This window comes from Candidatus Nitrosocosmicus sp. R (assembly GCF_054408505.1).
The window spans coordinates 1258115-1273815 of record NZ_CP167090.1; the positions used below are offsets into that span (position 1 = coordinate 1258115).

General features: G+C 39.4%; 7 protein-coding genes and 2 rRNA genes. 3 read left to right on the top strand and 6 right to left on the bottom strand.

The window, feature by feature from the left end; genetic code table 11:
• Positions 1 to 220 precede the first annotated feature (220 nt).
• Positions 221 to 3179 (bottom strand): 23S ribosomal RNA (locus tag AAGU22_RS06580).
• A gap of 860 nt (positions 3180 to 4039) precedes the next feature.
• Positions 4040 to 5508, bottom strand: a 16S ribosomal RNA gene (locus AAGU22_RS06585).
• Together the 16S and 23S rRNA genes form the textbook arrangement of a ribosomal RNA operon.
• 1100 nt (positions 5509 to 6608) lie before the next feature.
• Between AAGU22_RS06585 and AAGU22_RS06590 the strand changes: the two genes are divergently transcribed.
• Positions 6609 to 9329 (top strand): DNA-directed DNA polymerase I, encoded by a 2721-nt coding sequence (locus AAGU22_RS06590; protein WP_458721398.1) that lies wholly within the window; start codon positions 6609 to 6611, stop codon positions 9327 to 9329.
• Between the two features lie 43 nt (positions 9330 to 9372).
• On the top strand, positions 9373 to 10347 hold the full coding sequence (locus AAGU22_RS06595) for an arginase family protein (RefSeq protein ID WP_458721399.1): 975 nt from the start codon (positions 9373 to 9375) through the stop codon (positions 10345 to 10347).
• A 28-nt stretch (positions 10348 to 10375) separates the two neighbouring features.
• Here the strand turns inward: AAGU22_RS06595 and AAGU22_RS06600 are convergent, their stop codons facing one another.
• On the bottom strand, positions 10376 to 12307 hold the full coding sequence (locus AAGU22_RS06600) for a threonine--tRNA ligase (RefSeq protein ID WP_458721400.1): 1932 nt from the start codon (positions 12305 to 12307) through the stop codon (positions 10376 to 10378).
• Between the two features lie 91 nt (positions 12308 to 12398).
• Here AAGU22_RS06600 and AAGU22_RS06605 point away from each other — a divergent pair, with 91 nt between their 5' ends.
• A complete protein-coding gene (locus tag AAGU22_RS06605; RefSeq protein WP_458721401.1) occupies positions 12399 to 12761 on the top strand; it encodes a hypothetical protein in 363 nt (120 codons plus the stop codon).
• Here the strand turns inward: AAGU22_RS06605 and AAGU22_RS06610 are convergent.
• Genes AAGU22_RS06610 through trpB form a run of 3 tightly spaced genes read right to left on the bottom strand, consistent with a single transcriptional unit; the run spans position 12751 to position 15653 of the window.
• Positions 12751 to 13560, bottom strand: coding sequence for a hypothetical protein (locus tag AAGU22_RS06610; protein ID WP_458721402.1), 810 nt, complete (start codon positions 13558 to 13560; stop codon positions 12751 to 12753). The two genes, AAGU22_RS06605 and AAGU22_RS06610, sit on opposite strands and share 11 nt — an antisense overlap.
• A 30-nt stretch (positions 13561 to 13590) precedes the next feature.
• Positions 13591 to 14421 (bottom strand): tryptophan synthase subunit alpha, encoded by an 831-nt coding sequence (gene trpA, locus AAGU22_RS06615; RefSeq protein ID WP_458721403.1) that lies wholly within the window; start codon positions 14419 to 14421, stop codon positions 13591 to 13593.
• Positions 14418 to 15653: a tryptophan synthase subunit beta gene (gene trpB, locus AAGU22_RS06620; RefSeq protein WP_458721404.1), complete on the bottom strand. Its 1236-nt coding sequence runs from the start codon at positions 15651 to 15653 to the stop codon at positions 14418 to 14420. Before trpB ends, trpA begins: the two co-directional genes overlap by 4 nt.
• Between the last annotated feature and the right edge of the window lie 48 nt (positions 15654 to 15701).

Below are 15701 nucleotides of genomic sequence, written 5' to 3' on the forward strand. Positions count from 1 at the left end.
CAGGATGAGACTCCATCAAATTATTTTCTGTATAATTTTAGAAATTCTAACTGATAACTATTCTTTACGCATGAAATAGAAATGTAGTTCATATTTTTTGTGTATTGTGAGTGAGTGCAATTAAGAAAGATAATGTATTTTACATACATACTTTTGCTTGCTTGCTTGTTTTTGTATTTGTTTTTTATAGTTACTTGTCGGTTGTAATTTTTTAATTACAAATCAGGTGCGTTGGGCTATTGGTGATGGCAGGCTGAATATCTCGCCCGAAGGCTTGATAATTACACCTCCATTCCATCAACGCCATCTTCTATGGCCGCCCTCCTCCTTACGGAAGGTTGTCTTTTCTCGGGAAAGGCTTCCTCCTTAGATGCTTTCAGGAGTTATCCTAAACAGCTTAGCTGCTCAGCTTGCCCTGTCGGACAACTGATAAACCAGAGGCTGCGCTGCCCTGTTCCTCTCGTACTAGGGGCAACTTCCCCTCAGACAACCACGCCCCTGTCAGGCAGAGACCGACCTGTCTCACGACGGTCTAAACCCAGCTCACGTTCCCCTTTAATGGGCGAGCAGCCCCACCCTTGGCTCCTGCTGCAGAACCAGGATGGGAAGAGCCGACATCGAGGTACCAAACCGCGGGGTCGATGGGAGCTCTCGCCCGCGACGAGCCTGTTATCCCTAGGGTAACTTTTCTGTCACCACCAGCCCCCAATAGTGAGGACATGATGGATCGCTAAGCCCGGCTTTCGCCTCTGAATCCCGTATCATTGGGAATCCAGTCAGACTGGCTTTTGGCTTTGCCCTCACCGGCGGAGTTCTGTCCCGCCTGAGCCAATCTTTGGGCCCCCTCGATACATTTTCAAGGGGGTGCCGCCCCAGCCGAACTGCCCACCTGCCGATGTCCCTGTTAAACAGGTTAGCGATACGGTAACAAATGGCTGGTGTTACACTTTTGCCTAGATCAGTCCCGGAGAACTGACCATAACGGCTCCCAGCTACTCTCTGCATTTGACACCATATCGCAACAACAGGCTGCAGTAAAGCTCCACAGGGTCTTCTCTCCCCGACAGAGGTTCGGGGACTGTTCGTCCCCGTTATGTGGCTTCACCGGGTTGTAGGCAGGGACAGCGGGGCCCTCGTTGTTCCATTCATGCACGTCGGAACTTACCCGACAAGGCATTTGGCTACCTTAAGAGAGTCAGAGTTACTCCCGGCGTTTAGCGGCCCTTAGCCCAGTTGAACCCAGGTTTTAGGTACCGCCACTGGCCAGGATACAGAGGCCATACACATCCTTTCGGACTAGCGACCACCTGTGTTTTTATTAAACAGTCGGGACCCCCTAGTCACTGCGACCTGCAGTCCCTACTCCTCGTAAAAACTGCAGGCACTCCTTATACCATAGGTACGGAGCTGATTTTGCCGAGTTCCCTTGCCATACGGTATACCCGATAGACCTTAGACTTCTCATCCAGGGCACCAGTGTCGGATCTCGGTACGGTCTTGAAAGTATCTTCCTATTTCTGCTTTCATTGTCTCCTGGAATCAAGTAAACCCTCCTTGCAGAAGGCCATTGGTATCTCGCTTTAATTCTCGCCATTACGGCACTCCTCAAAGCTAGAATACTTAGACAGAACGACGGTTCTGCTTACCCTATCCGGAAGCGACAGAAGAGGTGAATAACGAACTTTCAAGGCACTGGAATATTAACCAGTTTCCCATTCAAACAATTCTGTTGAGGTTGTTTTTAGGACCGGCTAACTCCCGGCTGATGACGCATTGCCGGGAAACCCTTGCCCATGCGGTCGCCGAGATTCTCACTCGGCTATGCTGTTACTACCACCAGGATCTGCACTAGTAGTTCGGTCCACTGGACTTTACAGCCCAGCTTCTACCCAAACACTACGCCCACCTACCACGCACCGACATCGTCGGTGGTCTAAAGTATCGGTAGTCTACTTGAGCCCCGTACATTTTCGGGGCTTTCGAGCTCGGCAGGTGAGCTGTTACGCACTCTTTGAAGGATGGCTGCTTCTGAGCCTACCTTCCTGCTGTCTTTGCTCGAAAACACCCTTTGGTTTGACACTTAGTAGACATTTGGGGACCTTAACTTTAGTCTGGGTTGTCCCCCTCTCGGTTATGAGGCTTACCCCACATAAACCCGCCTCCTAGCTTCTACGACGCTTGCACATTCGGAGTTCGAATGGATGGCGAGCTCTTTCGAGCCCTTACCGCCCGATCGGTGCTCTACAGTACAAGCAATCTCAGCTAAGGCAGGACTGCGATCCACTTCGGTGGGAACTAGCGATCACCGGACTAGATTGGTTTTTGACCCCTAATCCCAGATCAGGGGACCGATTTGCACGTCAGGACCCTTGCAGACCTCCAGCGAGCTTTCGCTCACCTTCGTCTTATCCAGGACTAGATCGTCCGGTTTCTAGCCTTACTGCCATGACTCAAGACCCTTTCAGATCCATTGCCTCTTTTTTCAAATGAAAAAATGCGCAAATTCGGTTTCCCTTCGCCTTCCCTCTGTTAAAGGTTAAGCTTGCCATGACAGCAATCTCCCTGGCCCGTGTTTCTAGACGGAACGTATGACTCTAGAAATCCTTTCGAGCCATACACGTCTGTAACCGATTGGTTTCAGGCGCTTTTAACCCCCCTTCCGGGGTACTTTTCAACTTTCCCTCACGGGTACTAGTATTCTATCGGTCTTGATGAATATTTAGCCTTGGATGCTACTTTCACCCATCTTCACTGGCCACTGCCAAGGCCAGTTACTCTGAATATGACAGAATCCTGCTCTCATTCGCCTACGGGGGTATCACCCTCTATTCCGGTATTTTCCAGTACACTTTGGCTTCGATTACAGGATCCTATACGTCATACCCGTAACACCACATCTCTATCATGTTACCATAACAGATTCAGTTTGGGCTATTCCGCTTTCGCTCGCCGCTACTAACGGAATCTCAATTGATTTCTCTTCCTCGTCCTACTCAGATGCTTCACTTCGGACGGTTTGCTCTCCCTCAGCTAAAGCATGGGAGTGTATAGAGAGACCTCATTCGGAAATCCCGGGGTCGTCGGTCGCATGCACCTAACCCAGGCTTATCGCAGCTTGCCACGTCCTTCATCGCTTATCAAGCCGAGTCATCCACCAATCGGCGTCTTTGCACCAGTCCAGTAGTTATAAATTAATTAATAAATTAATTAATTAATTAATTACTTTTTTATTTGGAGTTTCTTTCTTTGTCCTTTGGATCTTTTGTTTGTTATTAGTTATCTAGTTAGTTAGTTAGTTAGTTAGTTCCACTTGTGGTAGAAAAGTCTAATTCAATTTGGTTGGTATTGGTATTTCGTATGTATGTTTATATATTAAATCTGTTTGCACTACAACCAGTTACACATAATATTTTACTACAATTCACTATTCCATTATTACGCGAATAGTTATCGTTGTTACTTCTTCGATTATATGTAATTGATAATTTGACGGAGTTTTCCTTTACATGATGATCATTGTAAACTCACATTTACTACATCAACTTCATTCTTTATCTTCTACTCCTCATTTACGAGACAAAGAATTGCATCCGATACTATGCTGATTTTAATTGGAATGATCAGATAGATGATTTATGATTTTGTTTAGAACCCATTATAATATTTACACAGATTACGCCAATAGAACTCTAACAAATATGAATATTTTTTGTATAAAAATACAACATACTAATCAGTTTTTCAAACCGTATGAAAAATGAAGGAATTGATTGATCAGTTTTGATTTGATTGCACTCCCTTCTTTATCTACCACCCTACTCTACTGCTATACTATCTTATAATCGTCCATTCGTAATGGACAGGACAGGACAGGACAGGACAGGACAGATAAGTGTGTATAGTAGGATTGATTGGTTGGTTGGTTGGTAGATAGATTTAGGGATTTTATTTTATTAGTATAATTATTGTAAAGTCTCGCAGATTAGAAAGAGCACAAGGCCCTTTCTAACCCACTACCACTACTACAATATAATATCTAAGGAGGTGATCCGGCCGCAGGTTCCCCTACGGCCACCTTGTTACGACTTCTCCCTCGTTGCTGACCCCAGGTTCGATAGTACCAATTAGGCACCACCTCGCCAAGAACCAACTTCGATGAAGCGACGGGCGGTGTGTGCAAGGAGCAGGGACGTATTCACCGCGCGATAGTGACACGCGGTTACTAGGGATTCCATATTCATGAGGGCGAGTTTCAGCCCTCAATCATAACTGTGGTAAGGTTTAGAGATTGCCTCCTCCTTTCGGAATCGAAACTCATTGTCCTTACCATTGCAGCCCGCGTGTGGCCCGAGGGTTTCGGGGCATACTGACCTGCCGTAGCCCCCACCTTCCTCCGTCTCAGCGACGGCGGTCCCTCTAATTAACTCCACTACTCCTGAGAATAATGGTAGCAACTAGAGGCAGGGATCTCGCTCGTTACCTGACTTAACAGGACACCTCACGGCACGAGCTGGCGACGGCCATGCACCTCCTCTCAGCTTGTCTGGTAAAGTCTTCAGCTTGACCTTCACTCTGCTGTCGCCCCCGGTAAGATTTCCGGCGTTGACTCCAATTGAACCGCAGGCTTCACCCCTTGTGGTGCTCCCCCGCCAATTCCTTTAAGTTTCAGTCTTGCGACCGTACTCCCCAGGCGGCAAACTTAACGGCTTCCCTGCGGCACTGAGTTAGCAATAAGCCAACTCATCACCGAGTCTGCATCGTTTACAGCTGGGACTACCCGGGTATCTAATCCGGTTTGCTCCCCCAGCTTTCATCCCTCACCGTCGAGCGCGTTCTGGCAAGCCGCCTTCGCCACTGGTGGTCTTCAATGGATCAACGGATTTTACCCCTACCCATCGAGTACCGCTTGCCTCTCCCGCCTCCTAGCTCTATAGTATCTTCCGCAGCCCATCTGTTAAGCAGGTGGATTTAACGGAAGACTTGTAGAACCGGCTACGGATGCTTTAGGCCCAATAAACGTCCCGACCACTCGGGGTGCTGGTATTACCGCGGCGGCTGACACCAGACTTGCCCACCCCTTATTCTGCACCATTTTTAGAGGTGCCAAAAGATCTCCTTAACGGAAATCACTCAGAGTAACCCTGTCAAGCTTTCGCCTATTGCAGAGGTTTCGCGCCTGCTGCGCCCCATAGGGCCTGGGCCCTTGTCTCAGTGCCCATCTCCGGGCTCCTCCTCTCAGAGCCCGTACCGGTTACAGGTTTGGTGGGCCATTACCTCACCAACAGCCTGATCGGCCGCAGTCCAATCCAGGGGCCATATAGATTTAAGTCATTACCCATTCCAGAAGTGATGACCTATCGCGGTTTATCCTCAGTTTCCCGAGGTTATCCACGTCCCCTGGGCATGTTGACTACGTGTTACTGAGCCGTATGCCACATATTGCTATGTTGACTCGCATGGCTTAGTCCCACTCTGATAGCAGTCGGGTCCGGCAGGATCAACCGGAGTCAAATAAAGTAAATAATGGCTGTAGAATTATTATTTACTTTATTATAAATCGTCGGTTGATTCTCACATAAACAAACTAACTTTTTTTAGGGGTTGTTTGTTTATTTTATATATAAATATCGTCCATTTCTCCTCTTCTGTTATCTTCTTCCCCATCTCAGGAAAGAATAGATCGAAAAATTGAAAGGACGTTTATTGAGTTTCTTTCTTTATTGTTATTCTATTTCAGATTAACAATAAAGAGAAAGAGTACGATCGAAAAACTAGATTTGTATGTTGTTTTTTTTTTACAAATAATAAAATCACACATTAGCTAGATTTGTTCTATAGGATCATCTTTAATGCAATTATAATAGCATTATAGTGATCTATACTTCGATATCATCTATCTGATCATTCCCATGTCAGATTCAATCCATCAGGTCAGCACTGATTTTTTTGATCGAATCTCCAATACGTTATGATGAATCTATTTAGATGTATTTTAATGCTCGATCCTTATAGGATCGACTTCATACCGAAATACTCATGATTCTATGATTACTGTAAAGAGCGCACCTGGAGGTCTGTAAATCACATTGTGGCACTTGCCAACTTCATTACCGACGCCGCCTTTTGTCTTGGATGCGTTCATAAGTGTTTAGTTAAATGATAATATTAACTTTAGGGTTGCAAGATTTATCAAAAAGATTTTTCCATGTACAATTCAATCCCAATCACACTTACTGCATCAAAATCAGTACCTTGACATCTATACACGAGCTAAATATAGCAGCCATGATTGTGTACAAGAACCACCATGTAGAGTTAATCATGTCTTCATTTGGTAAAACTCAAAAAAAATATCTACCAAATTAAACTAGTTTCATTATAATTGAAATTTAGAATATGACTAAGGAATCGGGATAAAAAAGCTGGATTCCTTGGGAAGTATGATTTAACCTCTTTAGATATCTGAGAATATCTTATTACTCGAAACTATTTTATCCCAATCATCATATGGAATTCCAAAGTCTTCAAAATGTTATCATGTCAAATTTAATATGCTAAATTGATATCCAACAAATTAATTTTTAAAAGGCAGAATAAAATAAACAATAGTGCAGCAAGCAAATTTGGCATCAGATAAGAAAGATGAATATTTTTCAAAGAAACTACCCGAAGATATACCGTCCTTGCTTCTTTCATCCTTCTATGTAGGGGAAAAAAAATCTGTTTTCTTAAAGTTTTATAATCCTGCTGACTCACAAATTTATTTTTGGAGCGAGTATTTTATAGGCAATACTAGTTCAAAGAAGCATCAACCTTACTGTTTTGTTAAAAAAAAATTTGAAGTTGAAGCAAAGAGTGTTGTAAATCAAGAATCATCCAAATTTCGAATTCAAGTAGTGAAAAAAGTAGATGATATTGTAGATGAAGAAATAGAGGTACTCAAAATTTTGGCACCCGACCCTCTCTCAATCGGGGGTACAGATAATAGTTTTAGGGAGAGAGTTACTTCTTGGGAAGCAGATATAAAGTATCATGAAAGCTATCTCTATGATTTAGGATTAATTCCGGGGGCTTTTTATAAAAGAATCGGCAATGACTTGATATTTCACGAATTCCCAATGCCAAAAAAGGTAGATCAATATTTAGAGAGCTTGTTTACCTCTAACAAATTCCAGAACAATTTCAGTAGCAATGAGTATGACAAGTTTTTGCTGAAATGGTCACGTTTACTGAATCAACCCATACCTGATATTAAGAGAATTGCCATAGACATAGAAGTTGATTCTGAGGAGGGAAGAATGCCAACTGCACGAGACCATGATCGCCTAATAACGGCAATCGGCTTGTCTGCATCTGATGGGTTCAAAAAAGTTTATGTTCTAAAAAGGGAGGAAAATATAGATCCAAAAACATTAGACCCCGACATAGTACTTTGTAACTCTGAAAAAGAGATGCTTTTGTTAGCTTTTGATGTATTAAGTAAATATCCGGTTGTGTTAACATACAATGGCGATGATTTTGATATGCCTTATTTATATGCAAGGTCTCAAGACCCTGCGATTGATCCTGCAGATAGGAAGCCAATTGATAAAGAACAGGTGCCCATTCTGGTAAAAAGAGAATCATTTATGAAAAGAGGAATACAAGCAGATCCAGTCACGATCAAGTCAGGAATTCATATTGATCTTTTTAGGACATTTCAGAATAAATCCGTGCAAAACTACGCCTTTAGTCATAAATATTCAGAATTCACTTTGAGAGCCATATGTGAGGCACTGTTAGAGGATACAAAAATCGAATTTGAGGGAAGTATTAGCGATCTTTCCTTAGAAAAACTTGCAGAATATTGTCTTAAAGATGCTGAACTAACTTTCAGATTGAGCGCCTTTAACGATAATTTGCTCATGAAACTAATAATAATTATTTCTAGAATCTCTAGAATGTCTATTGAAGATATTACAAGATTTGGGGTGAATCAATGGATTCGGTCATTAATGTTTTTTGAACATCGACAACAGAACATACTTATACCAAGAAGAGATGAGTTACTTCAAAAAGGATCTTCATCAACCACTGCAATAATTAAAGAGAAAAAATATCGAGGTGGATTAGTCGTTGAACCCGAACTTGGAATTCACTTTAACGTAGTTGTGGTGGATTTTGCAAGTTTGTATCCTAGCATTATTAAGGTACACAATTTGTCTTATGAAACAGTAAATTGTCCTCACAACACGTGCAAAGATGACCCGCTTAATCATATCGAGGGAACAACCCATTGGATATGTAGGAAGAAAAGGGGGATGACTTCAATTCTAATTGGTACTTTGCGTGATTTACGGGTAAATTACTATAAACATCTATCCAAAGATGCCAGTCTTGGTAAAGATGATAAACAACTTTATGGTGTTGTGAGCCAAGCAATTAAAGTAATTTTAAATGCCACATATGGAGTCATGGGAGCAGAGATATTTCCACTCTATTGCCTGCCTGTCGCAGAAGCTACTGCCGCCATTGGGAGAACTACTACGACCAGAACGATAAACAAATGCAATGAGAATCATATCAAGGTAATATATGGAGATACCGACTCGTTATTTTTGAAAAATCCTAATACTGATAGCCTGAATACGATTTCTAATTGGGCCAAATCTGAACTGGGAGTTGATTTGGAAATAGACAAGCGTTATCGGTATGTTGTATTTAGTGATCTAAAGAAAAATTATTTGGGTGTACTTGAAGACGGGACTGTCGATGTCAAGGGGTTAACTGGAAAAAAATCTCATACCCCACCGTTTATTAGAAACGCATTTTATGAGATACTGAATGTGTTAAAAGATATCTTTACGGAGAAGGACTTTACCAATGCTAAAACTAGAATAAAAAAAATAGTTCATTCTCTTGCAGAAGACCTAGAGAAGAAAAGTATTCCTTTATCTGATTTAAGTTTTAATGTAATGATAAATAAGTCTCCAGAAAAATACGGGATCAAATTTCAAGAAAATAGAAATCATCGCGCCATTTCTTTAGATGGTAAAGATAAGAATATAGAAAGCATAAAGGGGATCCCTCAGCATATAAAGGCCGCAAAACAACTTGTTGAATTAGGACGACAACTCAAAGCTGGCGATATTATTTCCTATGTTAAAACAAGGACTATTGAAGGAGTAAAACCCGTTGAATTAGCTAACAAAATGGATATAGATACTGAGAAATACCTTGATACAATGGAATCTACCTTCGATCAAATCTTATCATCACTAAATTTGAATTTTAAATCTATAATTGGAAAGCCTAGACAATCCAATCTTGATGAGTTGTTTTGGACTTGAATATGTTTCAAAATAATTCTTATAACATATTATTTGAATAAACATGAATAAAATCTCTTATTTAGAAAACTTCTTTATTCCTCCAGAGAAAACAGTCGCAGGGCACACATTTTGTGATATTCCTATCCCTATTACATTTGATGCTTCGAAAATATGTATAGTAGGAATCCCAATAGATATAACAACTACATTTGGAAAAACAGCATCTTTTGGCCCTGAAGCAATTCGAACCACTTCCGCAAAACAAATCGAAACACTTGTTTTTGAGGAGGACGTTGAGATTTATGAGAAGGCATTGATTTATGATATTGGTGATGTCAATTTTGGGAAACTTAAGGACGGTAAGATTAGCGATATTAAGGAAATTAGTAAATTTTGGGTAGAGTTTGACGGCAAGTTGTCTTCAGTGTTAAGAATCATAGTGGATTCAAACAAAATACCTGTTATCCTAGGTGGTGAACATACAATTACATATACTATTTATAAGGAACTATCTGAAACACATCCACTATTAATCCATTTTGATGCTCATCGTGACATGAAATCGATTTACCAAGGTATGTCGATGTGTCATACAACTCCATTTTATCATCTGATTAGGGAAGGTTATCTTAGAGGGAACGATTTGGTCCAAATCGGCATAAGGCAAGGAGATAGGGAAGAGAATAAATTCGCAATTGACAGTGGCGTTATTACTTTTGACGCATGGGATTGCAACAGTTCTCTGGAGAAGGTCGTACAGTGGTTAAAAACAAACACCTACAAACGAGACATTTACATTTCATTTGATATCGATGTGTACGATATATGTTATTTACCTTGCACTGGAACACCAGAACCATTCGGATTAAATCCCTTTCAAATATCAGAGCTTGTCAATAGCATAAGCGATACAGCAAGATTAGTTGGAGTCGATTTTGTTGAAACTGGTTTAAAGAACAATGATTATAGAGAAGGGGCGTTGGCAACCCAAACTCTACTAAGGATTTTGTCTAGACCATACATGTCCAATCTTTGAATACTGTATAACCACGAGAACAAATTTCCTAAGAAGCAATTTTTGGTCTCTTTGAGAGGAATTCAGGCAAATTGATGGGAAGGTCGGGCTTACCTTTCATTGGTTCTTTAATTATATCTATCAATTCATCTATGTTTGTAGAATAACTCAATTTTTTTAACCTATCCCGGATTGAAATTGAATTAGTGGCAACTTCTTTCTCACCGATTATTATAGTATAATGAATCCATTCAGTTTCCGCATCTCTAATCTTTTTGGATAGAGTATCCTCCCTATCGTCTATATCCGCGCGAATAGAATTAATTTTCAGTTGCTTTAGTAGTTCAACACATTTAGGGATAAAATCGTCTCTCACGGGAATTAATCTCACTTGGGTATTCATTAGCCATATTGGTAAATATGGTGTTTTTCCTTCTTTCATCATCTTGGCAGATTTTTCGAGCAATGCAAAAATGACCCGCTCAATAGCTCCGCTAGGTGAATTATGCAAAATTATGGGATTTTTCTTATTGCCTGACTCATCTATGAAGGTAATGCCGTATCGTTCCCCATTTTCAATATCAATTTGATCTGTAGCTAGAGCAGACGCTTTGCCAGAGTTATCTAGAAAATTGAACTCCCATTTTAATACAAAATAAAAGAATCTATCGTCCCACATCTCCACGAGAACTGGCTTACCAATCTTCGTTACTAAACTTTGAACAAACTCTTTGTTATTAGTATAAAATTCATTGGTAAATCTTATGGCCATCTCTAAATCTTTTTCAATAGAGATTCCAATTTCTTCCATCACAGAAATAGATAAATCAAGTCGTTTCAAAAATTCAATTTTGGCCTGATCAATATCTTTACAAAATGCATGACAATCAGGCATACTAAATGCACGCAACCGCCTTAATCCAACCAGTTCTCCACTCTTTTCCCTTCTGAAACTATATCTGGTTAGTTCGTATAGTTTAAGTGGCAAATTCTTATATGATATCTGAAAGTCTTTAGTCATTAGGAATTGGCCAAAACAGGCGGCAAATCTCAAAAACAAATCTTTCTGATCTGATTTAATATTGTACTGTCTTGCGGGAAAGCGATTGAAGTAACTCTCCATCGATGGATGGTGGGAATCATACATTATTGGTGTTTCTACTTCTAATCCACCATATTGAGAGACTTTTTTGGTCACGAACTGTTCTAGTAACGATTTTAGCAATCGGCCTTTTGGATAAAATCTCATGTTCCCAGAATCAGAGGCCGGCTCATAATCGGCTATACCCAATTTTCGCATCAACTTAACGTGAGGGGGTTGATCTTCCACTGTTCTTTTTCGAAATATTTCATATTTGAACAAATTCTCTAGATTGATTTCGGATTTTTTAAATTTATAGTCATTGTAGGGGATCAAATCCCCGTCAACAGTTAGGACATTCCAATTTGATTTTAGATCCTTCTCAGCAGCTAGTGCACTAGAGAATGATCCTTCGCTTTCATTAATGTCTAATTTTGAAGTAGCAATATCAACCAAAGTATTTGCCTGTTTCTCAGGATTTTTTTTAACAATATGTCTTGAATTTTCCGATAATGGGTGCCCCTTTATCTTGATCCCAAGTTCTTTTGTCCATCCAAATGGAGCTCTTTTAACCACGATGGTATCCGTACGAGCCCTTAAGGCATTTTCTAACTGAATCATTAATTTATATGCACTTTTTGGCGGTTCTAAAGTCGAACTAAGATGTGCATATGGATAAATTAAAACAGAGTTACACTTAATTTTCTTAAGATATTCTAAAGTTTCCTTTACAAAGTCTTCAATTAGAGTTTCATCATCTCCATGCTCTATCGATGTTAATATAACAACCGTATCTTCTATTCGTTCCTTCTCATTTTTTAATAAAGGTTCAGCGTCATCTATTTCCTTTTTGACAGGCAAATATTCTACAAAATCTACATGTAACTGTAATATTCGCATATTTACTAACTAAAATATTTAGTTTGATATATTCCATACCTATTTGAAAACAAATGAAATGTTTTTGTTTCAGAATTGATGCTGATAAGATGTGGGAATAGTGGATTTCACCTTGGCGTGTTCGAATGATGATTCTCAGGAATACTGTACATACGATAATCCGATTTCTGAATTGCATGATCAATTAGATTACTCACTCATGTTTGTCGTCTCCAAAGTATCTGAATTATCGAAAGCAAAGAGCTTCACTCATATCGAAGAGCTTATAGAAAGAGTAATTGCTCACGAAACAATCCACGTCGTTATTTTGGAATTGGAAGGGAGGGATTCATCTGATAAATTGGATGATCTTGAAATATCTGTTACATTTGGAACTGGAAGGACACATTTGATTAGGATGAATTTTTTGGGATACGCGAGTGATAATACTGGCTTAGTAACTGCTACTCTGTAAAATCTGTGATTTTGTAATTCTTGTGTTGCTGGATTGTCTTGATAATCTCCTTCTTAACGTTGATCTTTAGATTCAATGATGAAAGTTCTTTCATAAATATTACCTCGTCCTTCAAAAGATACTGTCCATCCTTGAATATCTGATTATAAATCAACTTTTGATGAATGGATTGTAGCTTCCTTAAATTATTATACAATTTGGTAATATTAATTTGACATTCTGCTTTTTCCAGCGTCCGGATCAGATTCATCTTATTTACGTTTAACAAGCTGTCTGAATACACTCGGTCGTGTCTATTTATTACCGCGAATCCATCAGTTTCACTAAAATATCCTATCAAAGTCGAAGGTAATATTCTTGATAACCCGTTTTTTATTATTTTTGAAGAGTGTTTATTGTCTAATATTACTATAGAACGACCAAATGAGAGGATTGCCTCAATTACTTGATTAGCTAGCCTCTCATCAAGTTTGTCTTTATCTGATTTAATTTCGATAGGATATAGAGTAATTTTTTCAATATTCATTTTGTAACTTTCTGATATTGTTTTTAGTAACGTTGACCTGGCAAAAATATTCTTTAAATCGTCATCCATCTCAATTGTACTATTTTTAATATCCTTTCTTTTGATATTTTTTGTTTTACATGCTGCCAATATTAAATCAAATTTTCTATTTAGAGCTTCATTTTTGATTTCAATATATTTTTCATAGTGGTTTGAACTATTTCCAAAAAAGCCGTTTGTGGGATTTAGGTTTAGAAAATCCAGGAACCGATCTTTTAGTTGAATTTCATTCATGCTGTAAAGTTGCTATTCAAAACATAACTTTCAATTTGGGACCTTGCAAACAGCCTTCAAACCTTTGACAAAAATGTCTAATTCTGACATCATCTTATTGCGATCGTGCTCATTTTTTCTAATTATGTCGATAAGGGAGCTTCCTACAATAATGCCATCTGCTCCAGCCTCAATCATTCTCTGTCCATCTTTGGGAGTGCTAATCCCAAAGCCTACTGCTAAGTGTTTCCTATATGAAGAAACAATGGCTTTCGAACGGGATATAGATTCGAAGGTATATTTTTCAAATTTGTTTCTCGATCCGGTGATTCCAAAAACCGATACCATATAGACAAAACCAGTAGACAGGGCGGATATCCTCCTTAATCTCTTGGTACTTGTGTTAGGGGAGATCAGGAAAACAGTTGTAAGGTCCAATTTGTTTGTTATTCTTAAATAATCATCAGCTTCTTCAAAATTCAAATCTGGTACTATGAAACCATCTATCTCACAGTTTTTAGACTGGATTAAGAATTTTTCTAATTCATTAGAATAAAGTATATTTGAATATGTCATTAATAGCAGCGGAGTTTCTTTATGTCTTTGCTTGATTGATTTCACCAAATTTAAGCAGTCTTTTGGAACAATCCCAGAATTGAGAGTCTTCAAGAACGCCTCTTGGATAATAGGGCCATCTGCCATCGGGTCAGAAAAGGGTACTCCTATTTCAATAATATCAACTCCAGATTGGATCAATTGTTCGATTATCTCTCTAGAAAGTTCCAGTGTAGGATATCCTCCGACAACATAACCAATCAATGCCTTTTCATTCTTTTGTATTAAATCATTGAAAGTTCGAGTAATTTTATTTTCAATTTTCAAGTACGACCAATTCCTTTTGATTGGGTGTTCTTTTGAACACCTTCTTCTGAGATGGAGAGATAATCCCTTACTATTTGCAAATCTTTGTCACCTCTACCGGATACGGTTATTACAACATTTTCATCCTTCTTGAAATTCTTAGCATTTTTCATGATATACGCAATTGCGTGCGCCGACTCCAATGCAGGAATTATTCCTTCAAGTTTTGACAATAGTACAAAGGCTTTAACCGCTTCTTTGTCAGTTACGGAAGGATAAGTGGCGCGATCAGTATCCATTAAATTTGCATGCTCAGGTCCGATTCCAGGATAATCAAGTCCAGCAGAAATGCTGTGTGCCTCGCTTATTTGTCCATTTTCATCCTGTAAAAAGTAACTTTTCATTCCATGGAAGATCCCCATTCTTCCCTTTGACAACGTGGCAGCATGGAACCGTGTTCGAATTCCCTGTCCTCCAGCTTCTACTCCTATCAGTTTAACTTTCTTATCATTAACAAAAGGGTAAAATGATCCAATAGCGTTACTCCCGCCACCAACACATGCTATCACCGCATCAGGCAATTTTCCAGTTAGTTTTTGTATTTGTTCCTTTATCTCCTTACCTATCACACTTTGGAAATCTCTTACCATTGTAGGGAATGGATGAGGTCCCATAACAGAACCAATTAAATAATGTGTATCGCGTACATTCGCAATCCAATCTCTCAGTGCTTCATTTATAGCATCCTTCAGTGTTTTTGACCCAGAATGTACCGAGTGCACTTTTGAATTCAATAAATTCATCCTGAAAACATTGAGTTGCTGTCTTTCTACATCCTTTGCGCCCATATAAATTTCTGATTTGAGATTGAAAACTGCTGATGCTATTGATGTTGCCACTCCATGTTGCCCAGCCCCTGTTTCGGCAATTATTCTGGTCTTGCCCATTTTTTTAGCAATTAAAGCCTGTCCTAAAGTATTGTTTATCTTATGAGCTCCGCTATGGAGGAGATCTTCTCTTTTTAAATAAATTCTTGGGCCTCCAAGTTGATTGGTCAAATTATTAGCATAATAGAGGGGAGTTGACCTGCCCGCAAAGTTTATCAATAAACCGTTTAGTTCGCGTTGAAAAGACTTGTCTACTTTCAATCTCTGGTACCATTTGTCCAAATCTTCTAAGGCTGGAATCAATGTCTCTGGAACATATCTTCCTCCATATGTTCCAAATTTTCCTAAATCAGTGTTATTTTTCAAATATATAGAAATGAAATTAGTCAGTTGCTACATAATACTTTATCGATT